Source organism: Thermanaeromonas sp. C210 (assembly GCF_013167955.1).
Lineage (GTDB): Bacteria > Bacillota > DSM-521 > Neomoorellales > Neomoorellaceae > UBA12545.
Genome location: NZ_BLWF01000003.1, coordinates 152,988 through 175,838, shown reverse-complemented (window position 1 = coordinate 175,838; position 22,851 = coordinate 152,988). Strand labels below are relative to the sequence as shown.

The following is a 22,851-nucleotide window of genomic DNA, read 5'->3' as shown; positions in this document are numbered from 1 at the left end:
TAAGATCTATCATAGGTGAAGATTGGAGGTCGGCTCCATGAAAAAAAATAAGAGATTCCTCTATCTCCTTAGCCTAGGCCATCTGATGACCGATGTCAACCAAGGTTTATTGCCCATTTTCCTCCCTATCTACAAAGAGGTCCTGGGCCTGTCCTTTACGGCAGCCGGACTGGTTTCCCTAATGTCCTTTATCAGCTCGTCGGTCATCCAGCCCCTTTTCGGGTTCTGGTCCGACCGGAGGGCCAGCCGCTGGCTCATCCCCGCCGGGTGCCTGGTAGCCGCCCTGGGAATGGCCCTGGCCGGGTGGGCTCCTAATTATGTGGCCCTGGTTGCCTCCGTATTTCTGAGCGGCCTGGGGGTGGCTGCCTATCACCCGGAGGCCTCCAAAACAGCCCACTATTTGAGCGACCAGCACCGGGCCACCTCCATGGCCGTTTTTTCAGTGGGTGGAAACCTGGGGTTCGCCCTGGGACCGGTGGTGGCCGCCTGGCTTCTGGCCCACGGAGGGCTCAAGGCCTCTCCCTTGCTGGTGATACCCGCGGGCCTCCTTTCCCTGCTGCTGTGGAGCCAGCTCCCCTCCTTGGGCCGGGCCGTAGCCGGCCCTTACTCCGGAGAGGAGGAAGCGGCGTTATCCGGAGAGCCCTCCGAAGCAAAGGATTCCAACTTTAAGGCCCTGCTCTTATTACTGGTGATAGTAGTTATACGTTCCTGGCTGCAAGCCGGCCTGACCAACTACATTCCCTTTTATTATATAAATTACCTGCAGGGTGACCCCTCCTACTCTAGCATGCTCTTAACCGTGTTCCTCCTGGCAGGCGCCCTCGGCACCCTGGTGGGCGGCAGGATCGCCGACCGATGGGGGTGCAAAAATATGATTCTCGTTTCCCTGGCCCTCATGGTACCCATTGTTCTTCTCTTCCCCCATACCGGAGGCCCGTGGCTGTTCGTCCTCCTAGCTCTGGGAGGTTTCACTCTGGTCTCTACCTTTGCTCCCACCATCGTCCTGGCCCAAAACCTCATGCCGGGCCACGTCGGCATGGCTTCGGGCTTAATAATGGGCTTCGCCATCGGAACCGGCGGCATAGGCCTGGTCATCATAGGGGCCGTAGCGGACGCTCTGGGAGTCCCTGCTGCCCTTGCCTCTATGGCGTTGATACCCGCCCTGGGCTTCGCCCTCACCCTGTTCCTGCCGGACGATGCCCGGGAAAGGAGATTAAGCCAAGCCCTCTAGACCTAAAAGGGCCACTCCCACGGCATTATCCGCGCTGTATTCGGCGGCGGCAAAGTGCAGGACGGCCCCCACGGCCCTGTGTTCCAGGCGGCGGCGCAGGCGCTCCCGCAAAAACTTGTTGGCCGCCACGCCGCCGACAATTAGAATATCCCGGTAGCTGGTTTCTTCTACCAGGGGCCGCAGCACCTTCTCGAGGGTATTGGCAATGCACCTTTCCACCGCCCGGGCCACGGCCGCCGGAGGCGCTCCATGCCGGATGAGGCGTTCCGCATGGGAAGCAGGACCGGAAAAGCTGAAATCATACCCCCTTACCGCCGAAGGCAGGTTGACAGGCTCATCATCAGGCCCCACCATCCGGGCCAGGCGTTCCAGATGTGGGCCGGCCGGGAAGGGCAAACCCAACTTCAAGCCTACCCGGTCCACCAGCTGACCGGCATGCAGGTCGGTGGTACCCCCCACCCTCTCAATGGTAAAGGAACCCGTTCGAGGGGTCACCACTAATACTTCTGAGGTGCCGCCGGACAGGTGGACGGCAATGAAGGCCCCCTGGGGCTGCCAACCCGCAGACCAGAGGCCCGCCTTCAGATGCCCTTCCTGGTGGGTGGTCGGCCAGAAGGGCACTCCCAGGGACGCGGCCAGCACCCGGCCGTGGCCGGAAGCGACTACGAACACCGGCATGTAGGACCCGGTCACCGGTCGCGGTTTAACGGCGGCCGCCACTCCTCTGATGCGGCCGGGCGGTACAGCCTTAAGGGCCCCTTCTATGATGGCCGGCAGGTTATTTATATGCTGAAACACCGCCATGGACTGTTGCAGTCCGCCTTCCCCTTCGGGGACCCGCAACAGCTGGCGGTGTTCGAAGAGCACTTGTTTCTTTTCATCCACCAGAGCCACAGAAGTGGTATAGCAGCTCGTGTCTATCCCCAATACGACCATCAAAGCTATCCCCCAGTGGCCTTGTCCTCTGCCTTCCCGGCGTCCAGATCCCTGCGGATGCTGTCCAGCACCCCGTTAATAAAGGGGCCTGCCTCTTCATCGCTGAAGGCTTTGGCCAGCTCGATGGCCTCGTTAATGGACACGGAAGCCGGGATCTCCTCGCGCAAGTAAAGAAGCTCATACAGCCCTAGGCGAAGAATATTCCGGTCCACTGCAGGCATGCGCTCGACTTCCCACCCAATGGCGTATTTCGCCAGGAGTTCGTCCAGCCGTTGCCGGTTCTGCAGCACTCCGGAAACCAGGGCCCGGGTGAAGGCTGCATCCGAAGGCGGCAATTCATTCTCTTCCACCACGTGGCTCAGGGCCACTTCCTCCGGAATACGGCCTACATCAAGGGCAAACAGCGCCTGTAAAGCCGCCGTCCTCGCCTTTCTCCTGCTCACTCGGGGCCTCCTCCCCACCTAGCCGCGCCTGCCAAAGAAGCGCTCCCACCACTCGGCCGGATCTTCGCCTTTATCGATCCGGCGGCCGATAGAATAACCGAGGGCTATGCATAAAGCGATGAAGACGGTCCTGGCTAAGCCCATTAGCGCCACACCCAGCCCGAAGAGCAGGCCCAGCCCTACGCCCCATACCTTGCCGCGGTGTTGGCGGTACATTTCAAGCAACCACTCCCTATCCACTCCGGCTCCACCCCGCTACTCCACCCGTCTAATGGGCTCCTGCCAGACTCCGTTAATCAGGACGCGGACTTCCGGGCTTTCCAGGCCGGTTACCTCGGTTACATAGTTCCGCACCCTTTCCTGGAGGTTCTGGGCCATGCCGGGCAGGTTCTGGTCAGGGAGGACCTGCACTTCCAGCGTCACCATAACACCTTCCGGTAAAATTTTAAGGCGCGGCTTTACTTCCCGGATACCCTTTACCTGACGTGCCGCGCGTACTACTAAATTTTCCAGGGCAGCCAGGGAAATGGTTACATCCCCGGCCTCACCCCGGCAAATCAGAGCCTGTTCTACTCTCGGAGCCTTCCTCTGCAGGCTGACCACCAAAAAGCGTAATGAAAGTCCCAGCATGACCGCCGCGGCAAACCCGCCGGCCACGCGGTACTCGAGGTTAGTAAGACTGAATTCATACCAATAAAGGGGCGCCCTCCAACCCGCAGTTATGCCCAAGAGGATGAGGGTAAGTGCAGCGGTTATCAGGGAGTAAAGGGCGAGAAGCGCCCGTTCGTGCAACGGCACCAGCCCCAAGCCTCCTTAGCGCACCCGGGCCGGCTCTTCTTCCGCCGCTTTCTCCTGCTGGAAGGCGACTCCCTGGACGTGCACGTTTACTTCTACTACCTTTAACCCCGTCATGCTTTCGATGGCCCGCTTAACCTTGTCCTGGATTTCCACCGCGACCTCCGGGATGCGCACCCCGTACTCTACGATTACGAAAATATCTACCGCCGCTTCCTTTTCTCCTACTTCTACCTTGACGCCCTTGGAGAGGTTCTTACGGCCCAGCATTTCGGCGATTCCGCCGGCTATACCGCCGCTCATGCCGGCTACGCCCTCTACCTCGGTCGCCGCCAGCCCGGCGATGATGGCCACCACTTCATCGGCAATCCTGATGGAACCCAGTTCCGTCGCTACCTCGGGAGCTGTGAGGGCCTTTCCTTCCATAATTACACTACACCTCGCCTTTGGCTGTTTTCTATATTATACCAGAGGGACCTGGCCTCCACAACGATTTTCGACCCCGCCTTGCCCCGCCCCCTTAGCCTGGGGCGCAGCCGTTCCTCCCTTCATGACCCTTGCACACCCATAAGGGGCCAGTTTAGGACTCCAGCGCGGTTCCCGGCTCCTTAAGCCTTTCACCCTCCCCGGGCCAGCCGCCAGCCTACCGGTTCCTTATTTAACCCCCGACAAGACGGCGCTGAATGAAGTTGGTATAAACTTCCCCGCGCCGGAAGAAAGCGTTATCCATAATTCTCAGGTGGAAGGGAATGGTAGTGGTAACCCCTTCGACGACCATCTCCTGCAGAGCGCCGCGCATCCTCGCAATGGCTTCATCCCGGCTGGGTGCCCAGGCAATTACCTTGGCTATGAGGGAATCATAATAGGGCGGTATCTCGTAGCCGGGGTACAGGGCGGTGTCCACCCTTACCCCGAAGCCTCCCGGCGGGTGAAACTGCTGGACGCGGCCAGGGGTTGGCCGGAAATTGCGGGCCGGGTCCTCGGCATTAATACGGCACTCCAGGGCGTGGCCCTGTATTTGAACATCCTCCTGCCGGTATGACAGTTTTTCCCCTGCAGCAATGAGGATCTGTTCCTTGACCAGGTCTATTCCCGTAACCTCCTCCGTAACGGGGTGTTCCACCTGAATGCGGGTATTCATTTCGATGAAATAGTAGTTGCCGTATTTGTCCAGGAGGAATTCCACCGTACCGGCACTAAAGTATTCTACAGCAGCCGCGGCCCTGACGGCTACTTCCCCCATTGTCCGGCGCAACTCGGCGGTGAGGGCCGTCGAGGGCGCTTCCTCCAGGACCTTCTGGTGCCGGCGTTGCAGGGAGCAATCCCTTTCCCCCAGGTGGATAATATTCCCGTGGGTGTCGCCCAGAATCTGAAACTCTACGTGCCGAGGTTCTTCGATATACTTTTCCAGGTAAATCTGGGCATTGCCGAAGGCGGCCTCCGCTTCCTGGCGGGCCATCTGGACGGCCTGGCGGAGCTCTGCCGGGTTCTGGGCCACCCGCATGCCCCGACCGCCGCCTCCTGCAGCCGCCTTCACCAGAACGGGATAACCGATCTCCCGGGCTATAGCCAGGGCTTCCTCCACATTCCCTACCACCCCTTCGGACCCCGGCACTACGGGCACTCCGGCCGCGAGCATGGTGCTCCTGGCTTTGGCCTTGTCACCCATAAGCTGGATAGCCCGGGGCGACGGGCCTATAAAGGTTAAACCCGAAGTCGCGCACATCTCGGCAAAGTAGGCGTTCTCCGCCAGGAAACCGTAACCGGGGTGGACGGCATCCGCCCCTGTCACCTGGGCGGCGGCAATGATGTTGGGGATATTGAGGTAGCTCCGGCCCGCCGGCGCGGGCCCGATGCAAACGGCCTCATCGGCCAGCTTAACGTGCAGGGCATCTCTATCGGCTTCAGAAAAGACGGCGACCGTTTCTATTTCCAGCTCCCGGCAGGCGCGGATGATCCGGACGGCGATTTCCCCCCGGTTGGCAATCAAAACCTTCTTAAACACCGCCCACTACTCCTTTGCTAGCCGGAAAAGTATTTGCCCGTATTCCACCGGCTGCCCGTTTTCCACCAGGATTTCTATAACCCGGCCCGGCGCATCCGCCGTAATTTCATTCATCAGCTTCATGGCCTCGATGATGCATAGAGTCTGCCCCGGCTTTACTCGGGTCCCTATTTCCACAAAGGGCGGTGCATCCGGGGCCGGTGCCCGGTAAAAGGTGCCAACCATGGGCGCCCGCACCTCGATGACGTCAACCGCCGCCCCTTTATCTTCTTTCGGCGGTGCGGCAGCAGGCTCCTGCGCCGGGGAGGAGACAGCCTCCGCTACCGGCTGACAGCCCACCATCCCCCTCTTTATGCTGACCTTAACTCCTTCGCTTTCCAGGTTGAGCTCGGTTACGCCGGTTTCCTCCAGGGCCTTGATGAGCTGGGTAATCTCCTTTAAGTCCATGCCGGCCTTCACCTCCTTGTTAACCTTAACCCCTTGCTGTAGTACAGGACGCCGTCCGGGGTTAAGCTTCCCTGCCCTCCTGTTCTCCAGGAACTTGCGGGCCACCTGGGGAAACAGGGCATATGAAACTACATCTTCTTCACTCTCGGCCAGATCCCCGATTTCCCGCCGCGCCTCTTCCATGCGCGGTTCCAGGTAATCGGCCGGCCGGCCCTCTACCGGCTCCTCATCGCCGATGACCCGGCGCTTTATTTCCTCGCTGATGGGCGCGGGCGGGCGGCCATAGAGACCCCTTACATAATTCTTAACCTCTTCAGGTACCACTTTATACCTCTCGCCCAGGAGTACGTTAAGAACGGCCTGGATGCCCACTATCTGGCTGGTGGGGGTGACCAGAGGAGGATATCCCAGTTCGGCCCGGACCCGGGGTATCTCCTCCAGTACCTCGTTAATCCGGTGGGCGGCCTTCTGTTCTTTAAGCTGGTTCACCAGGTTGGATATCATGCCGCCAGGTACCTGGTGTTGAAACACCCACATATCGGTTATGCGGGTTACTCCTCGCTCGTAGCCCAGCTCCCGGCGAAGGTCATCAAAGTACTTGGCTATCTCAAAAAGCAGGTGGAGGTCGAGTCCGGTGTCATAGGGCGTTCCCGCCAGGGCCCGCACGATGGTCTCCACCGGCGGCTGTGAGGCGCCGAAGGCCAGGGGCACCGAGGCCGTATCCACCACATCCACCCCGGCCCGCGCGGCCTCCAAATAGGCACCCAGGGCCAAACCCCCTATATAGTGGCTGTGGAGCTGTACGGGTACCTTCAGATTTTCCTTGAATAACTTTACCAACTCATAGGCCGCAAAGGGCGTAAGCAGCCCCGCCATATCCTTTATGCATATGGAGTCTACCCCCATGCCCTCCAGCTCCCGGGCCACCTGCAAGTAGTGTTCCGTGGTATGAACGGGGCTAATGGTATACACTACAGTACCCTGGACGTGGGCACCTTCCTTTTTGGCCACCCGAATAGGTACTTCCATGTTGCGCAGGTCGTTCAGGGCGTCGAAAATGCGGATGATATCTATGCCATTGGCCACCGACCTACCGATAAAGGCGGCCACTACATCATCCGGGTAATGCTGGTAGCCTACTAGCGATTGACCGCGGAGGAGCATCTGAAGGGGGGTACGCTTGACGTATCTTTTTATAGTACGCAGGCGCTCCCATGGATCTTCATCTAAATAACGCAGGCATACATCGAAGGTGGCGCCGCCCCACACCTCCAGGGAGTGGTAGCCTACGCTATCCAGCTTTTCCAGGATGGGCAACATATCCTGGAGGGACATGCGCGTAGCCCATAAGCTCTGGTGCCCGTCGCGAAGGGTAGTATCGGTAATCCTTACTCCGGCCAACCCGGTTACCCCCTCCTTTTTTAAAGTCTTTCTTAAACCCCCGCCCCAAGGCCCGCCGATCGGCGTGTACACTATGCCTTATTATATAGAAACGCCCTTTCCCCAAGCAAGATATGCTGTATATGTATACATTATATTTGGCCCCTAGACCTAGCGGGCATCCAAAGGGAATTTCCCCTTCACCCTTCCCTTCGTCCCTCCCCTTACCCACCGCAAAAGAGCCCCCGAAAGGCGGGGGCTCTTTTGCGGTCGCTCCTTTAACGGAACTGGAGCCGTCCGGGGGTCCTCCCGGTCATGGCCGCTCGTCAAAGGTTTACGTTTCTCACGGTTTCGCAGAAAGCCTTCTGCGGAGCTCTAAGACCCGGGGAAGGTTGTTCACCCATTGTCTATTGCCGGGGTATAATGCTGATCTGCTCCCGGGGCCGCCCCGTGGAACGGGAAACCAGATCGCCTATTTTGTAGGCGTCCTCCGCGGTGAACTGGTCGGCCATGACGATAACATTGACTGCATTGGGTTGAATAAAGACGGCTGCTTCCTGGTATCCCTTGGCTACGATTAGTTTTTCCAACTGGAGCTCCAGGTCCATCTGCTGGGTTAGGTCCACCAGGCGTTTTTGGGCTTCCTGTTTCCCTTCTCCGGTGGCGTTGGGATTATCTACAATCTGCTTCAAGAGCTCGATCTGTTGGCTGCGGCGGCGGTCCCGTTCCAGGCGATACTCTACAAAGAAGGCCGCGTCGCCCTTTCCGGCCTTGTTGGCGGCATCTTCCAGAATTTCTTCCGCCTTTATGTTCCAATCCTCGGAAGTAGACGAGGAACCGGCACTTGCGGCGGCGCCTGCGGCAGACTCCTCGGCCGCCTGTTGCGCCGGCCCCTCGGAAGGCAGCCCCGTCCCCCCGGGTTTGGCCATCTCCTGTTCACCCTGCACCAGGTAAGCCAGAACTCCGAAGGTTAATACCAAGGCGATCAGGACCCGCATTTTATCGTTTATTTTGATCTTCCGCATCTTTCCCTTTATCCTCCCCCAAGGTTTAATACTTGGTCTCTAATTCTGCATGGGTAAAACCTCGACCTGGTGGGGAGCCAGAGCCCACAGCGTCCTGACGGCCTCCATCAGCCGTAGCCGCACATAAGGGTCGCTCCCCCCCTCGGCCACCACTACTACACCCTGGATCTCCGGCCTGGATTCCCGCACTACCACGGGTTCTTCCCCCTGTAACGTGCTGGTACGGGCCAAGACGAGCTGGCCGTCCTCATCGGTTTCGGTAGTCACCCTGGTGCCCCCCGACTGGTCCTTTTCCTCCGTGCTCCGCTGAACTTCCCTGGTATTGGTGGCATATTCTTTGACCGGGGTGGCCGCCAGAGACACGCTTACTTTGACCCGGCCCGCCCCTTCCACCTTTTCCAGGATCCCTTCCAGCTCAGCCTCCAGGGCCCGGGCCGTGGTAAAGAGCTCGCCGCCGCGGGCACCTTCCTGTCCGGCCGTCTCCGGACTGGAAGGGGGCGCCGTCCCCTTGAGGTCGCCCGGATTGGACACATCGCTGATGGAGATAAAGAGGGTCCCCAAAACCAGTACCCCCACCCCGACCCATAAATACCAGGGGGGCTTGCCCGGCAGCCGCAAGCCCTTCCAGAAATCTTCCCTACCCAAAGCCTTCACCTCCCTCGTACTGTTATTACCCCGGGATCGAGCCCGTAGAAGAAGGCTAGGGTCTGTTTAATCCGGGCCACCAGTTCCTCCTCGGTGGCAGGAGCGGCGGGCAGGCCGGCCACGTGAGACCCTTCCTCGCCCGTCCCCCCGGCCGGCTTCTCCTCCTCCGGCCGTGCGCTACTTTCCCATTCTACAGTTACCTCCACGCTACTGATCTTTGCCCTCGCCAGGTCTTCAGGCGTTCCCTCCACCTCCACCTCGACCTCGGCCTCCCTTACACCGGGGATGAAAGCGATCAGAGCCCGCATCTGGCTACCCAACCTTTCCCTAAATATTGCCATGGCCGCATCCCCGGGAGCCCCTTGCCAGGAGGAAGATGGGGCGAGGGTCTCCACCTTCTCCTCTATACTGCCGGGGCGGAAATCCCAGGCCATTACTTCTAAAGCTTGCCCCCGGCCGAACTTTTCCGCCAGCGGAGAAAGTATGGCTACCAGAACAAAAAGTCCGAGGACCAGGCGAACGTATCGGTTCATGGTCTGCTGGGGAAGCATCATTTCCAGAAGGCCGGCGAGAATGGCTATGAGGGCGACCTGCCTCACTATTTCCCCAATAACCTGTAGCAAACACCTCACCTACCCCCTGAGGGCTACTACCACATTGCCCAAGAGGACCACCACTCCAATGGCCAGGTAAAACATCAGGGCGACGGCTATCAGACAGGCAAATATAAGAAGTAAGGCGCCGCCCATACCTTCTAAAGCATCGGATAACCGGTCTTCTCCGAAGGGCTGGACCAGAGCGGCGGCCACCCTGAAGATCAGGGCCAGGGATACGATCTTAATCATGGGAAAGGCGGCGAGAAAGGAGATCACTATCACCCCGCTCAAGCCCACGGCGCTCTTTAGGAGGAGGGTAGTCCCGGCCACGGTGGTTACGGCATCGGAGAGTATCTTGCCCACCACCGGAACAAAAGTAGAGGTGGCAAATTCCGCTGTCTTTAGACCCACCCCGTCCACTACCGAGCCGGCAATACCGTAGACCGAAAGCACCCCCGTGAACACGGTCAACATGAGGCTGAGAAGGGCCAGGGACAACTGCCGCAGGAGCCCGGCCAGCCGGCCGATCTGAAAGCGGTCGGAAATCTGGCCTACAACTCCCAAGACGGCCCCGCAATAAATCAGCGGGAAAATGGTATTGCGCGTCAAAGTGTTGGCTATAGTTAGGCTGTAGAGAAGCACCGGGTGGAGCAAACTCGAACTGGTCAGTCCTCCGCTGGCCGCCAGGAGGGTTACCAGCATGGGTAAGAGGGACTGGAAAAAACTCACCATACGGTCGATGGCCTGGCCGGCCGACTGGAGGGCCAGGGTAAAGGACGCCAGGGCCATTCCGGCAAGAGCCAAGAAGACGATGCCGTGGGCGAGCCTTCCTGCGCTCCCCCCCAGGGAAGCCTGCAAATTCTGCAGCACAGCGGCCGCCACGGCCAGGATTACCAGCTGACTGAGGAGTTTTACCCCCGCCCAGAGCTCGCGCAAAAAATACCTTCCCAGGCCCTCTATGAGCTCCGTCGGGTGGACCGGCAGTTCCCCCCGGCGGAGGTTTTCCCATACCTGGCTCCAGCTTAAAGAGGGCATATAGTACCCCACTTCCCGTTCGAGCTCCCGCAGGTACCGGTCAAGGCTATCTATGTTTAACGACTGCACCTGTTCTTCCAGGTACTTGTCCAGGGCCGAAGCAACCCGGTTTTCTTCTTCCTTAAGCACCGGGATTATCTCCTCGGCATCTCCGGGAAGAGGGTATATAAGAAGAAACGCTATAAAGAAGACGACGGGCAGTATCCGGGTTTTCACCGTTTCGCCTCTCCCGTCCTCAGGGCAGCAGTTTAACAATGCTCTCCAAGATGGCCACGATAATGGGTATGGCCAGGACCATGATCAGAACCTTGGCCGCCAGCTCCACCTTGCTAGCCACTGCGTTCTCTCCCGCATCCCGACAAACCTGGGCCCCGAACTCACCCACGTAGGCGATACCGATGATTTTGAGCACGGTGGTGAGGTAAAAACGGTTGATACCTGCGCGGTCGGAAAGATCGGTGAGAACCCGGATGACCGCGCCGATACGGTCCACCAGCAGGAGGAAAATGACCGCACCGACTACCAGGCTTATTAGAAGTGCGGTCTCCAGGGCGTGGGCCTGGCGGATGACTACTATGATCAAAGTGGCGGTAAGTCCCAGGCCTACAATTTGAAAGATCTCCACGGCCTCCAGCTCCCTCCGGTGGGGTGGTACCGCGGGCCGCTCCCGTTAATAAAGCTGGAATACGGCCCTTACGGCATTAAACAGTTCCATAATCACCGGTATAACCCAGAGGAGGGCAATGGCCAGGCCGGCCAGCAGGGTCATATAGGCATATTCATCCCTTCCCGCCTGTTTTAAGAAGGTGTAAAAAATGGTAATTATAATTGCCAAGGCCGCCAAGCGAAAAATTAAGCTGACGTCAACGCCTAACATGGCCTTCTCTCCCTTCAACACATTAGCAACGCTAAGGCTGCACCCAGGAGGAACCCCAGGGTACGCCACATTCTCCCCTGGCGGTTGGCATCTTCTTCCGCGGCCGCCAGCTGCCGGTGCAGGTGCTGGCGCGCCAGTTCCAGATTCTTGGCCTGGTCTTCCCGGCCGGAGGCCCCCAATCCCTGGCCGAGAACGCGTAAGATATCCAGGTCCGCAGGGGTGAGGGAGCTCTTTTCCCGTAGGGCCTCTAACCCCTGCTCCCAGGCTTCGGCGGCCGGCAGACCGCGCTCCTCCTGGAGAAGCCTGGCGGTTACCCGGAAAAGAAGGGTCACGGGCTCTTCCAGGCGTCCGCTTATCCGGGCCAGGGCCAAGGGAAGGGGAGTAGCCGTGAACACAATCTCCGTCTCCAGCATCTTCAAAGCGGCACTTAAGGTGCGCAGTTCCCGGGGGCGTGTGAAATAGGCCTGCGCAAGGCCTAAGCCCAAAAACCCGCAACTTAAGATTACCAGTCCTGCGCCGGTGAGTTTCAGCACACCTTCTTCCCCCCAACGTTGACCGACGCCGGCGTCAGCCTTAAGGGCCCCACCAAAACAGGCCTGCCGTCCTTCCCACTAAGGACGGCTTCTACGGTACCTGGGCCCAGACTGCGGCCCAGGACCACCAGGCGCTCCCAGACCCCCTGTTCCAAAAGGGGAGTCCAGCCTGGTCGCCCCTTTAATTCCTCCAAGGTGGACGCATGCACACTGGCCAGGAGGGTGACCCCGCTGTGCAGTACCTCCTGGAGGGCTTCCAGTTCGGCGGGCCGGCCCACCTCATCGGTGGCCACGACGTCCGGCCCCATGGAACGCACGAGCATCAGAAGGCCGCTTACCTTGGGGCAGCGGTCCAGTACGTCCGTCCGGGGACCCACGTCGAGCTGGGGTATTCCTTGATAACAGCCGGCTATTTCCGACCGCTCGTCCACGACCCCGACATTCAGGCCCCGCATTCCCAGCTCGGGCACTCCGATGCTAAAGGAGCGGACCAGGTCGCGGAGGAGGGTGGTTTTCCCGCAGCGGGGCGGAGACAGCAAAAGAATATGATAAGGGCGGCCGTTTTCCCTTATAAGGTAGGGCAACAGGGGACGCGAACACCCTACGACGCTGCGGGCCAGGCGAATGTTCAAGGCGCCGATGTTCTTAAGGGTGCGCACTTCCCCTTTTTCCACTACTGCCTCGCCTACCAGGCCCACGCGGTGTCCTCCCTTAACCGTCACGTACCCCGAACGCAACTCGTTTTCCCAGGCGTACAGGGAGTTGTCCGTCAGGGCTTGTACCGCATGCCGGAGGTCCTGGGGCTTTACCTGGTAGGCTTCGCCCGCCACGGCCGTGGGCTTCCCCCGGACGTCGATCCATCCTTCCCCGCCCAACCAGCGCACATGCAGGGGCCGGTTGGAACGCAGGCGTATTTCCTCCAGGCTCTCCTGCAGGGCCCGGGGCAGTTTAAAAAGGATCTCTTTCAGGTGAGGGGGTAAGATATCAAGTACTTCGGCTACCCCTGCGGGGGCAGGAGGAGTTTCAGACCATGGGGGTCGGCAAGTAGTCAAATTTTCCTACCTCCCTGCAATAATGCTTATTACCCCCATGGCAATTTTATGCAAAAAAATAACCCCGGTCCGTCGGGACCGGGGCGCCTTCGGCCTGCCTCGGCTTAAATATCTTCGGTATCGCCCTGCTCACCCTTTTCCCGGTCAGCAGGTTCTCCTTTGTCCTCCTCATTTACAAAAACAACGGCGTTACAATTAGGGCAGGTAACCTCCACTACCTCCTCATCATCGAGGACGTCGGCGTCGAAACACACGATTTCGTGGCATTGGGGACACTCAACCTCTACGTAATCGCCCTCTTCGTCTTCCTCTCCTTCGTCTTCTTCCTCCTCCAAGTCATCGGCATAGGCTTCCCTTTCCAGGTCGTAGAGGTCCTCGTCAATGTCCTCCAGGTACTCTTCCAGTTCTTCGTAGTCCTCGTGCAGGTCGTGGATAGCCTCGGTAATGTCCTCCAGCAGGGATATAATTTCCTTCAGTACACGCCCTTCCTTATTGTCCTCCAGTTGGAGCCCGGCTACCAGTCCCTGAAGGTACGCCACGCGTCTGCGCAAATCCTTCACGTTAAGGCACCCCTTCCTCTTTATTATTAATTTACCTTTCCCTAGACCCTCTCAATATATGCTCCCGTCCGCGTATCGATTCTTATGACATCGCCCACTTCCACGAAGAGGGGCACCTGAACTACGGCTCCCGTTTCCACCACCGCCGTCTTGGAGCCGCCGGAAGCGGTATCGCCCTTGATCCCGGGCTCGGTCTCCACTACCTTCAGCTCCACAAAGTTGGGCAGTTCGATGCCCAGGGTTTCACCCTGGTAGAAGAGTACGTCGATGACCATATCGTCCTTTAAATACTTGGTTGTCTCGTCCAGCTGCTCCCGGGGCAGGGAGAACTGTTCAAAGGTCTCGGTATCCATAAAGTAGTAGGTATCGCCGTCATTATACAGATACTGCATCTTGCGGCGCTCCACGTGGGCGCGGTTAACCTTTTCGCCCGCCCGGAAAGTCCGCTCGATCACGGCACCGGTCCGGCGATTCTTGAGCTTGGTACGGACAAAGGCTGCACCTTTACCCGGTTTTACGTGCATAAACTCGAGAACCGTATAAACTTCGCCATCCACTTCAATGGTCAAACCGGTACGAAAATCATTGGTGGAAATCAAGCCTGTCCAACCTCCTACAATACCAGGAATTCCTTGCTGGCGCGGGACAAGACCTGGCAGCCTTCCGGGCCCACCAGGGCCACATCCTCGATGCGTACCCCGCCCCACCCGGCTATGTAAACGCCCGGCTCTACCGTCACCACCATACTCGCCTCCAGGGGTTCCTCCGCCCGGGGACTCAAACTCGGGCCCTCGTGGACCTCAAGGCCTACTCCATGTCCCAGGCCATGGGAGAAATTCTCCTTGAATCCTTCTCCCTCCAGATAAACCCGGGCCAAGGCATCTACTTCCCGCCCCGGCACACCGGCCCTCAACCCCTCCAGGGCTAGCCTCTGGGCCGTTCTAACTTTATCGTACACCCGGCGCTGCTCGGGAGAAGCCGGGCCGAGGACCACCGTACGGGTTAAATCCGAATGGTAGCCCCCGTACACGGCGCCGAAATCAAGCACCACCAGGTCTCCCGGAGCCAGGCGGCGCTCCCCGGCCACCCCGTGGGGCAGAGCCGACCGCGGGCCGCTGGCCACAATGGTGGGAAAAGAAGCGGCACTGGCACCCTCCCGCCGCATGAAATACTCCAGTTCCAGGGCGATTTCCCTTTCCCTGACCCCGGGCCTTAGATAGGGCAGGATGTGATCAAAGGCCCGGTCGGCTATGGAGATGGCCTGCCGGAGAAGTTCTATTTCCGTCCCTTCTTTGGTGAGGCGCAACTTTTCCACCACGCCGCGGGCCCGCTTTAAAACCACCTTGCGGGGCCAAGCTCCAATCCCTTCTTTGAGGCGGCGGTAGGCGGCCACCGTGACGTACTCTTCCTCCAGATAAAGCTCATCAACGCCGGCCCGGGCCACCACTTCGCCCAGGGCCTTCCAGGGATCCTGCCCAACCCGGACGACTTCAAAGGCCGGCGCTTCCTCCTGAGCCTGCTCCACAAAACGGCCGTCGGTGAGAAGCCATCTTCCGGTCCGGGTCACCAAAAGATAACCGCTGTCGCCGGTGAAGCCGCTCAGGTAAAAGCGGTTGGCCGGGCTGCTCACCAGAAGGGCCGGTATGTTCTGTTGGTCCATGGCTAACCGCAGCCGTTCCAGGCGCCTCAAGGAGCCTTCTCCTTCTTCCTATTTCGGGCCAGTTCCAGGGCCGCTAGCAAGCCCAGGCGATAGCTCAGGGGTCCGAACCCGGTGATCTGCCCCTGAACCACTCCGGCCGTCACGGTCTGCCGCCGGAAGGCTTCCCGGCTGTAAATGTTGGACAGGTGTACTTCTACCACCGGATAATCGACGGCCGCCAGGGCGTCGCGCAGGGCTATGCTATAGTGGCCCAGGGCCCCGGGGTTTAGAACCGCAGCATCTACCACCCCCCGGGCTTCCTGCAGCCGGTCGATAATGGCCCCTTCGTGGTTGGACTGGAAAAACTCTATCTCCGCCCCGGCCGCATCCGCCGTATCCTTTAGGAGGGCGTTGATTTCGTCCAAGGTCGTATGCCCGTAGATTTGCGGCTCCCGGGTACCGAGGAGGTTCAAGTTGGGACCGTGGATAACTAAGATCTTCATGGGCAGCATTTTACCATATATTTGCCGGTTTGAGTAGGCCTAAGTACCCTGAGCCATCCCCACTTTTTGGCTAGGCGTGATTTAGCCCCCGCTCGCTCCGTGAGCCTCGCGGACCAAACTAGCACTCAATTCTCGGCCTCCGGCGGGGTTCCCGGCTCATTCGGCTTCCGTGCCTCAGGAGCCGGCCCCCGGCCGTCTATGGCCTCGGCCCCCCCTCCGTCCTCAGTTTTGCTGAGTTTGGTCTTCCGCTCGGCTCCAGTCGCTCGCTTACGAGCTAAATCACCCTCATCAAAACCGGGGATACGCCAGCTAAGTACCGCTGATGCTCATGCCGGCAACGCGGATGCTGGGGGCCCCGGTGGATCCGAAAAAGGTGAGATCGGATCCCACCGCCTCAATGGACTTGAGGAGCTCGATTATATTACCGGCTATGGCTACTCCCCTTACCGGCCCCGCAAACTCGCCGTGTTCTATCCAGAGCCCCATGATGCCTACGGAAAAGTCGCCGGAGATGGGGTTGGCCGTGTGCATTCCCAGGACGTCGGTTACGTAGAGGCCGCGGGATACCTCCCGGACCAATTCCTCCGGCGTCCGGTCCCCGGCCTCCAAGTAAATGTTGGTGGTCCCCACCTCGGGGGTAGCCTTAAAGGAACCGCGGGCCCCGTTCCCGGTAGAGCGCACCCCTTCCCTGGCCGCCGTGTAGGTATTATGGAGAAATCCCTGCAACACACCGCCCTCTACGAGGACCGTCCTCTGGGTGGGCACCCCTTCCCCGTCAAAGGGGGCCGAAGCCAGCCCCCCGGCCAGGCGCCCGTCGTCGATGATGTTGACCACGGGCGAGGCAACCCGTTCTCTAACCTTGCCCCGGAAGAGGGATTTGCCCTTCTGGACGGCATCGGCGGCCAGAGCCGGGGCGATAACCCCCAGAAAGTTCACGGTAACATAGGGATCGAAGATTACCGGGGCCCGCTGGGTGGGTATCCTTTTGCCGCCGAGGAGGCGCACGGCCCGGGCCGCACCCTCCCTACCGATCCGGGCAGGGTCGAGGTCGGCCATCTTAAGGCTGTAAGCCAGCCCAAAGCCCGTCTGGCTTTCCTCGCCCTCCACCGCCACCACAAAAATGCTGGCACCGCAGTTGGCCCCGTAATAGGTGGCACCGACGCCCCGGGAGTTGGCCACCGCCACTATATAGCGGCTGTCGCTGTAGGAGCAGCTCTCCGTGATCTTGACCCGTCCATCGGCCGCACGTGCCTGCCTCTCTATCTCCTTGGCCAGCTCGATCTTATCTTTCAAAGGCGTATCCTCTATTTGCGGGTCAAAGAGGTCGAGGTGCGGATACTCCTCCGGAGGGGGCAGGCAATTGTGCTCATCGGGAGTGGCCCTGGCGGCATTGGCCCGGGCCTGCTCCGCCGTTTCCTCCAGGGCGCTCCGGCTAAAATCCGTAGTATACGCAAAGCCTACCCGGCCGTCGATTATGACCCTCAGGCCCAAACCCCTCTCGCGGGCCGTGGTAAGGGCTTCCACTTCTTGCTCCCTTATTTCGATGTTCAAGTCCTCTCCCGCAATTATATAGGCCTCCGCTTCCGCCCCGCCCCTGGCAGCCCTTTCAACTACCTCTTGGGCCAGGGCCAGGTACTTCTTAGCACTAGCCGGATAATCCATCAGTCTTCTCCTTCCTCCTCCAGGATACCTCCCACCACCATCTCCGGGATGCGAATTGTGGGTTGCGCGTCCCCGACTGGCACACCCTGCCCGTCCTTGCCGCACGTCCCGAGGCTAAAGCCTAAGTCATTGCCTACGCGGTCCACCATCCTCAACACTTCCGGCCCGTTGCCCGTGAGGGTGGCACCCCTCACGGCCGGCCCGATCTGCCCGTTTTCGATGAGGTAGCCCTCCGCCACATCAAAGACAAAGTCTCCGTTGGTGGTGTTGACCTGGCCCCCGCCCATACGCTTGACCAGAAGCCCCTTCTGGGTTTCCCGGATGATGGCCTGGGGATCGTCACGGCCCGGGGCGATAAAGGTATTGGTCATGCGGGGAATAGGCCGGTCTTTGTAAGATTCCCGCCGGCCGTTGCCCGTAGAGCGGCGTCCCTCTTTGCGGGCCGTCAGATAATCGTACATGTAATCCTGCAATATCCCGTCCTTGATGAGCACCGTCCTCTGCCCGGGCTGGCCTTCATCGTCAAACCTGAAGGAACCGTATTTGCCCGGGATGGTGGCGTCATCTATGACGGTAATGAGGGGTGAAGCCACTTGCTGGCCCTTCTTTCCGGCATATACCGAAAGCTGCTTCTGGACGAGGTCGGCCTCCAGACCGTGGCCGCACGCCTCGTGGATCATAGTGCCCCCGGCCTCGCCGGCCATAACCACCGTCATCCTCCCGGCCGGAGCGGGCCTGGCCTCCAGCATGCGTACCGCCCTGCCTGCAGCCCTTCTCGCCAGCTCCACAGGGTCATTTTCTTCAAAAAGCTCAAAGCCCATGAGACCGCCGGCCGACTCGTAGCCGGTCTGGATGATTCTCCCATCACTGGCCACGGCGTTGACCATAAACCGGCAGCGGATGCGCTCGTCTTCCACCAGCACGCCATCGCTGTTAGCAATGGTGACTTCCTGGATTACATCGCCGTAGGCCACGCTTACCTGCACGATGCGCGTGTCTACCGCCCTGGCCGCCTCGTTGGCCCGCCGGACCAGGGCCACTTTTTCTTCTATGGGTACCTGGTCGGGACGCTTCTTTACCTGGAAATCCCAATTGGGTTGGGGCTGCTGCCACCTGATCTCCGGTTTGGTCCCCCGGCCGCCCGCCGCCTTCCCTACCTCCCGGGCCGTCTCCAGCAGGCTTTCCCTGGTGAGGTCGTTGGTGTAGCCGTATACGGTGTTGTCTCCCCGTATCACCCGGATACCGGCGCCCTGGTCGAGGCCCGAGTGGACCCGTTCTATCTTGTTGTCCTCGCAGCTTATCCCCGTAGTCCTGCGGCGCTCCAGAAAAATTTCGGCAAAATCCCCGCCCCCTTCCAGGGCGGCCTCTAAAATGGCTTTTAAATCATCCGGTGCGAATAACATGGTTACACCCCTTACTTCCCCGAAGCCTTATACAGAATTAGAGTATTCAAAAGTACTCCCTAGTATAATTCAAGAGGTGGTCAAATATTCCTCTCCGCGGCCGCGAAAACCATATCGGCCAGGGCGGCGCGCAGGCGGTCGTAGTCGCCCCGTTTTCCTTCCACCCATTCGACCTGGAGGACCAGCCGCTTAACTCCCGCCACTTCTACTTCCACATACTGCGGATACCTGCCGGGCTCCAGAGGCGAACTCACGAATAGTTCCCGCTCATCGCCCTTTATGCGGAGTACGAGGTTACCGCGGGTGTTCATGGTTTCATCCTCCACCCCTATGAAGCCCCGGAGGTTCAAGTAGCCGCCCCCCAGGTCCAGCACCGCCTCGGCCCCGTCCCCCTTCCCCTCCAGATCCACCACCAGGCCGTGCTCGAATTGTCGCCCTCCGATGGCAATCTTCCGGCCGGCGGGGTAGTAAAAGGGCCCCACATTGCGCAAAACCCTCATGCCCTCCAGCCACGGGGCTCCGGCCCGGGGGCGACCGCTGCCCCGGGAGGGGAAACGATATTCGGGACCACCGGTACCGTCTTCATCCCCCGGCCCGCCGTCCCTGGCCGCACCTGACCGGGACGGAGGCGGCGAGGGCGGGTCAGGTGCCGCCGGAGCGCGGGCGGGCAGGCTCTGCCGGCCACCGACCGAGCCATTATCCGGCTCAGCCTCCCCAGATCCCCTGCTACCGCCGACCAGGGGCATGAATATATCGACCCGGCCCGATGGCAAGAGAGCTGCCGCCCGGCCCACCGTACCTCCATCACCCAGGGGATAAAAATCCAGCATGAAGCTGGCCTCCACCAGTCCTGCGTTTCCAGCCTTGGCCGCTATCCTCAAGTCCCGTATCTCCGTTAGGGCGGGCAGGCCCTCCAACTGGTGGATGTAATCCTTTACCTTAGGGTAGGCCCCCTCAACGGCAATATGAAAGGGGTATACCATGAAACTCCCCCGTTGTTCCGGTTCCTGGGGGCGCAAGGTCACGACCCTTACCCCTTCCTGCCGCGGCTGGGCCGCCGCCAAAAACTCTTCCCTCTCTTGCAGGATAATACCCGTCTGTTCCTTCCACTCCTCCATTTCGGCTTCTGCCCGGGCCAGTTCTTCCCTTAGCAGGTCCAGCCGGCCGGCGGCCTCCTGCGCGGCCGCCAGTTTGTCCTTCTGGTCCGCCAACTGGGCCTTTAACTGCCTGTAGTAGGGCAACTGCCGGGCCCATACCACCCGGTAGGCAAACACCGTAACTACCACCACTAGAAGGAGGATGAGCAAGCGTCTCTCCCGGGCACTTAAAGTGCGGTATTGGGGCCACTGCATTTGCGCCAATTCCTCCTGTTTCCTCGTCCGGCCTTCTGGGTTTGGACTCCGGGGCCAGTCCCTCAGGACTCCGCGAAGGCGGCCCTGATGGTGAATTCCAGAAGGGTCTTGTCCTCGGGGACGGCCTGGACCGACCGGAGTTCCACCTCTTGCCAGAAGGGGAGGGACTGCACGGCCGCCAGGAATTTCCCCACGGCAGCCAGGGAAGTAGCCCGGCCGGTAAAGAGGATCTCACCGGAAGAGGCGACTTCCAGTTCGGTCATCCACACTTGGGCGGGAAGGGCGGCTCCCAGCTCTTCCAGCAACTCCGACCACTTCCGCCTCTCCCGTACTACAGCTTCCATCTCGGCCTTCTGCCGGCGCAGGGTGTTTATCCGCTCCTCAAGGGCCCGCGCTTCCTGTTCCCGGGGCAGGTAAGAGGCCAGCTCCTCCTCGACATCCCGCAAATCTTCTGCGGTGGCCCGGCCGGCCACTAAAAAAGCCGGATACAGCATTAATATTCCGCCCAATAAAAGAACGCCTGCCACTTTACCCAGCCGGCGGAAGGAGGAAGGACGGGGAGGCTGTAGTTCCGGCGGAAGCAAATTGACCATTACTGCTCGTGCGGCCATCTTATCCCCTGCTTTCCCTCAAGGCTAGGCCCAGAGACACGGCATATTCAGGCCCCAGGCCGTAGGGCCTACCCACCTCCACGGGCAGGTCCAGCTCCATATGTAAGAAATCTATAAGTCCCTCTTCATAGGCTCCTCCGCCGGTGAGGAACACCCTGGATGGGTTTACCCCCCTGCCAGTCTGGGATCCGTAAAATTCCAGGGACCGCCGGACCTCCTGGGGCAGATCCAGCAGGGTATTAAATTCCCCCGAAGTATCTGCCGGCCGGGTTGCCGGCACACCGGAGCCTATTCTCCGGCTGAAGAGGAGCCTTCCCCCCCTCACTAGGACCACCTGGCTCGAACTCGCCCCCAGGTCCAGTATAATGGCCTCTTCCTTCCCGGTCTCCGCTGCCAGGGCCCTGCACAGGGCGGCCGGTACAATGTCCAGGGCCACCAGCTCCAGGCCGGCCCTTTGGCAGAGGCGGTGGTAGGAAAGGGCCAGCTCCCGGGGTACGGCGGCCAGCAGGACTTCTATTTGCTCCCGGGGGCCGGGCTCCGGGTCAAGGACGGCGCAGTCCAGCACCATATCTCCGGTCCCTACCGGCAGATACTTATCGGCTTCATAGGGGAGGCCGGCGCGCACTTCCCTCTCCGGCATGGGCGGAAGCTGCAAATACCGCACCATCACCCGGGGCCCGTCCACGGCGCTTACCACCTGGCGGCCCTGCCAACCCGTTTCCTCCACTACCTGGGCCAGGGCGGCCGCCATCTCCTCTTCATTATCGATTCCACCAGGCGGCGCCTCTCCCACCGCCCGGTACACCCGGCCCCTACCCTGCACGGCCACGACCTTAATCTGAGCCGTTCCTATATCGATCCCCAGTAGACCTTTTTGCCTCCGCCCCACCGGCCACATCACCCCTAACCTCTCCTCCCACCAGGTTTTCCCGCGAGCTCGTTGCGAGGTCCGCCGTTATTCCGCCTTTAAAATATGGGGTGGGCTTCTTCCCAGGACAGTATCTTCAGCTCCGTCACCACTCCCATAAGGAGGTCCTGCGGGATTCCTTCATCGTTGTACCTAATAGTTACGTTACCCGTGATTTTCTCTTCATCCCCTTCGCTTTTGTCTTTCTTGCCTTTCTGCCCGAAGCTGATGCCTCTGGCCAGGACGGCTCCCTCGACCTCCGCGTTGCCCCTGAGGAACAGGGTACCCTCCGTGATTATCGTTGCATTCACCGTGTTGTTTTCCATGTCAACATCGCCGAGACAAATAACGGCCAAGGCATCCCCCTCAGAACCGGGCAGGAGATCCCCGGAAATGGTCACGTCCCCTTCGACAACTATAACGCCCCGCCCGTAATAGGTACCAGAAAGGTTGGCCTCTTCCTGCACGTAATACACTCCGTTTAGAGGGATCGTCCCGCTCCAAGAAAGATCTCCACCATAATACTGGCCCTGCTGCCGGGCCTGTCCTTCGTAATAGGTGAGATCTATGGCTGGAAACTCCGGAAGATCCTGGAGACCGGAATGGATCTGGCCTGTCACCCTGTCGCGGCCCACTACTTCCCCGGAGACATACACATCGCCTTCAATACTGGCCGAACCCGATAGATGAAGATCCCCGTTGAGGAGGAGCCGGGGCGTACTCTCTCCGGTACCTTCCAGGGAGAACTTTCCCTTTATATCAAGATCCATGGGGGACTCTGGCAGGAGGCTCAGGCCCCCCAGCAAACTTCGGGTATTCACCAGGTACAATGAAGCCCGCAGGGTCTTTTGGGCTCCGATAAACTTGCCCACGGAAGTGAGGTCCACTCTAAGGCCCATCCCCTCGGGGTTCTTCTGGAGGGTGACCTCGCTTATTTCGCCGCCGGCGTAGGGCCCCTCCACTCCCGCCATCCTCACGCTTCCGCCGGAGGGCACGCCGTCCAGCCAATCCGGTTCTTCCCTCATCCTGGCTAAGGCCCTTTCGAGGCCTGCTTCGGCTATATAGTACACCTGCACCTGCTGTTCCTGGAGCCGGACGTTCCGGCGGTGGGCACCGGCCACGGCCAGGGCCCCGGTGGCCAGGACTAAAATCAGGGAAGTCATGAGTACCACAAAAAGTAGCGCCTGGCCCTTCTGATCCCGCAGAAACATAGC

The 22,851-nt window shown here is 59.9% G+C and carries 26 protein-coding genes; 1 reads left to right on the top strand and 25 read right to left on the bottom strand.

Features of this window, described 5'->3' with window-relative positions:
* Positions 1-37 precede the first annotated feature (37 nt).
* Complete coding sequence (locus TAMC210_RS08310; protein ID WP_173298351.1) at positions 38-1,231, top strand: MFS transporter; 1,194 nt, start codon at positions 38-40, stop codon at positions 1,229-1,231.
* On the opposite strand, the gene TAMC210_RS08305 is transcribed toward TAMC210_RS08310, so the two are convergent.
* From TAMC210_RS08305 to TAMC210_RS08185, 25 genes are all read right to left on the bottom strand, one after another.
* Complete coding sequence (locus tag TAMC210_RS08305; RefSeq protein WP_173298350.1) at positions 1,214-2,167, bottom strand: O-sialoglycoprotein endopeptidase; 954 nt, start codon at positions 2,165-2,167, stop codon at positions 1,214-1,216. The genes TAMC210_RS08310 and TAMC210_RS08305 overlap by 18 nt on opposite strands.
* Before the next feature lie 5 nt (positions 2,168-2,172).
* The gene (gene nusB / locus TAMC210_RS08300; RefSeq protein WP_173298349.1) at positions 2,173-2,610 is read right to left on the bottom strand and encodes a transcription antitermination factor NusB; all 438 of its coding nucleotides are present in this window, start codon (positions 2,608-2,610) and stop codon (positions 2,173-2,175) included.
* Positions 2,611-2,628: 18 nt separating this feature from the next.
* Entirely contained in the window at positions 2,629-2,850 is a 222-nt protein-coding gene (locus TAMC210_RS08295) for a DUF2273 domain-containing protein (RefSeq protein ID WP_173298348.1), read from the bottom strand.
* A 15-nt stretch (positions 2,851-2,865) separates the two neighbouring features.
* Complete coding sequence (gene amaP / locus TAMC210_RS08290; protein WP_173298347.1) at positions 2,866-3,408, bottom strand: alkaline shock response membrane anchor protein AmaP; 543 nt, start codon at positions 3,406-3,408, stop codon at positions 2,866-2,868.
* A 15-nt stretch (positions 3,409-3,423) separates the two neighbouring features.
* The gene (locus TAMC210_RS08285) at positions 3,424-3,831 is read right to left on the bottom strand and encodes an Asp23/Gls24 family envelope stress response protein (protein WP_173298346.1); all 408 of its coding nucleotides are present in this window, start codon (positions 3,829-3,831) and stop codon (positions 3,424-3,426) included.
* 232 nt (positions 3,832-4,063) lie between these two features.
* A complete protein-coding gene (gene accC / locus TAMC210_RS08280) occupies positions 4,064-5,410 on the bottom strand; it encodes an acetyl-CoA carboxylase biotin carboxylase subunit (RefSeq protein WP_173298345.1) in 1,347 nt (448 codons plus the stop codon).
* Between the two features lie 6 nt (positions 5,411-5,416).
* Positions 5,417-7,258 (bottom strand): acetyl-CoA carboxylase biotin carboxyl carrier protein, encoded by a 1,842-nt coding sequence (gene accB / locus TAMC210_RS08275; protein ID WP_173298344.1) that lies wholly within the window; start codon positions 7,256-7,258, stop codon positions 5,417-5,419.
* Positions 7,259-7,644: 386 nt separating this feature from the next.
* Entirely contained in the window at positions 7,645-8,262 is a 618-nt protein-coding gene (locus TAMC210_RS08270) for a SpoIIIAH-like family protein (protein WP_173298343.1), read from the bottom strand.
* A gap of 39 nt (positions 8,263-8,301) precedes the next feature.
* Positions 8,302-8,907 carry a hypothetical protein gene (locus TAMC210_RS08265; protein ID WP_173298342.1) on the bottom strand — a complete coding sequence of 202 codons (606 nt, stop codon included), beginning with the start codon at positions 8,905-8,907 and terminating at the stop codon, positions 8,302-8,304.
* Positions 8,908-8,912: 5 nt separating this feature from the next.
* Positions 8,913-9,530 (bottom strand): stage III sporulation protein AF, encoded by a 618-nt coding sequence (locus TAMC210_RS08260; RefSeq protein ID WP_173298341.1) that lies wholly within the window; start codon positions 9,528-9,530, stop codon positions 8,913-8,915.
* 9 nt (positions 9,531-9,539) lie between these two features.
* Positions 9,540-10,754: a stage III sporulation protein AE gene (gene spoIIIAE / locus TAMC210_RS08255; RefSeq protein ID WP_173298340.1), complete on the bottom strand. Its 1,215-nt coding sequence runs from the start codon at positions 10,752-10,754 to the stop codon at positions 9,540-9,542.
* 19 nt (positions 10,755-10,773) lie between these two features.
* The gene (spoIIIAD, locus tag TAMC210_RS08250) at positions 10,774-11,163 is read right to left on the bottom strand and encodes a stage III sporulation protein AD (RefSeq protein ID WP_173298339.1); all 390 of its coding nucleotides are present in this window, start codon (positions 11,161-11,163) and stop codon (positions 10,774-10,776) included.
* Positions 11,164-11,208: 45 nt separating this feature from the next.
* The gene (spoIIIAC, locus tag TAMC210_RS08245) at positions 11,209-11,415 is read right to left on the bottom strand and encodes a stage III sporulation protein AC (RefSeq protein ID WP_173298338.1); all 207 of its coding nucleotides are present in this window, start codon (positions 11,413-11,415) and stop codon (positions 11,209-11,211) included.
* Between the two features lie 14 nt (positions 11,416-11,429).
* Positions 11,430-11,948 carry a stage III sporulation protein SpoIIIAB gene (gene spoIIIAB, locus TAMC210_RS08240; RefSeq protein ID WP_173298337.1) on the bottom strand — a complete coding sequence of 173 codons (519 nt, stop codon included), beginning with the start codon at positions 11,946-11,948 and terminating at the stop codon, positions 11,430-11,432.
* Positions 11,942-13,000 carry a stage III sporulation protein AA gene (spoIIIAA, locus tag TAMC210_RS08235; RefSeq protein ID WP_173298336.1) on the bottom strand — a complete coding sequence of 353 codons (1,059 nt, stop codon included), beginning with the start codon at positions 12,998-13,000 and terminating at the stop codon, positions 11,942-11,944. Before spoIIIAA ends, spoIIIAB begins: the two co-directional genes overlap by 7 nt.
* 104 nt (positions 13,001-13,104) lie before the next feature.
* The gene (locus TAMC210_RS08230) at positions 13,105-13,560 is read right to left on the bottom strand and encodes a CD1247 N-terminal domain-containing protein (RefSeq protein ID WP_173298335.1); all 456 of its coding nucleotides are present in this window, start codon (positions 13,558-13,560) and stop codon (positions 13,105-13,107) included.
* Between the two features lie 41 nt (positions 13,561-13,601).
* Positions 13,602-14,159 carry an elongation factor P gene (gene efp, locus TAMC210_RS08225; RefSeq protein ID WP_173298334.1) on the bottom strand — a complete coding sequence of 186 codons (558 nt, stop codon included), beginning with the start codon at positions 14,157-14,159 and terminating at the stop codon, positions 13,602-13,604.
* Positions 14,160-14,173: 14 nt separating this feature from the next.
* Positions 14,174-15,250, bottom strand: a complete 1,077-nt coding sequence (locus tag TAMC210_RS08220) for a M24 family metallopeptidase (protein WP_173298333.1) — start codon at positions 15,248-15,250, stop codon at positions 14,174-14,176.
* Positions 15,247-15,702 carry a type II 3-dehydroquinate dehydratase gene (gene aroQ / locus TAMC210_RS08215; RefSeq protein ID WP_173298332.1) on the bottom strand — a complete coding sequence of 152 codons (456 nt, stop codon included), beginning with the start codon at positions 15,700-15,702 and terminating at the stop codon, positions 15,247-15,249. Before aroQ ends, TAMC210_RS08220 begins: the two co-directional genes overlap by 4 nt.
* A 309-nt stretch (positions 15,703-16,011) precedes the next feature.
* Positions 16,012-17,364 (bottom strand): TldD/PmbA family protein, encoded by a 1,353-nt coding sequence (locus tag TAMC210_RS08210; RefSeq protein WP_173298331.1) that lies wholly within the window; start codon positions 17,362-17,364, stop codon positions 16,012-16,014.
* A complete protein-coding gene (locus TAMC210_RS08205) occupies positions 17,364-18,767 on the bottom strand; it encodes a TldD/PmbA family protein (RefSeq protein WP_173298330.1) in 1,404 nt (467 codons plus the stop codon). Before TAMC210_RS08205 ends, TAMC210_RS08210 begins: the two co-directional genes overlap by 1 nt.
* 80 nt (positions 18,768-18,847) lie before the next feature.
* The gene (pilO, locus tag TAMC210_RS08200; protein ID WP_173298329.1) at positions 18,848-20,119 is read right to left on the bottom strand and encodes a type 4a pilus biogenesis protein PilO; all 1,272 of its coding nucleotides are present in this window, start codon (positions 20,117-20,119) and stop codon (positions 18,848-18,850) included.
* Between the two features lie 62 nt (positions 20,120-20,181).
* On the bottom strand, positions 20,182-20,730 hold the full coding sequence (locus tag TAMC210_RS08195; protein WP_173298328.1) for a PilN domain-containing protein: 549 nt from the start codon (positions 20,728-20,730) through the stop codon (positions 20,182-20,184).
* A 1-nt stretch (position 20,731) separates the two neighbouring features.
* Positions 20,732-21,628 (bottom strand): type IV pilus biogenesis protein PilM, encoded by an 897-nt coding sequence (gene pilM, locus TAMC210_RS08190; protein ID WP_254388626.1) that lies wholly within the window; start codon positions 21,626-21,628, stop codon positions 20,732-20,734.
* 68 nt (positions 21,629-21,696) lie between these two features.
* A complete protein-coding gene (locus tag TAMC210_RS08185; protein ID WP_173298326.1) occupies positions 21,697-22,848 on the bottom strand; it encodes a hypothetical protein in 1,152 nt (383 codons plus the stop codon).
* Between the last annotated feature and the right edge of the window lie 3 nt (positions 22,849-22,851).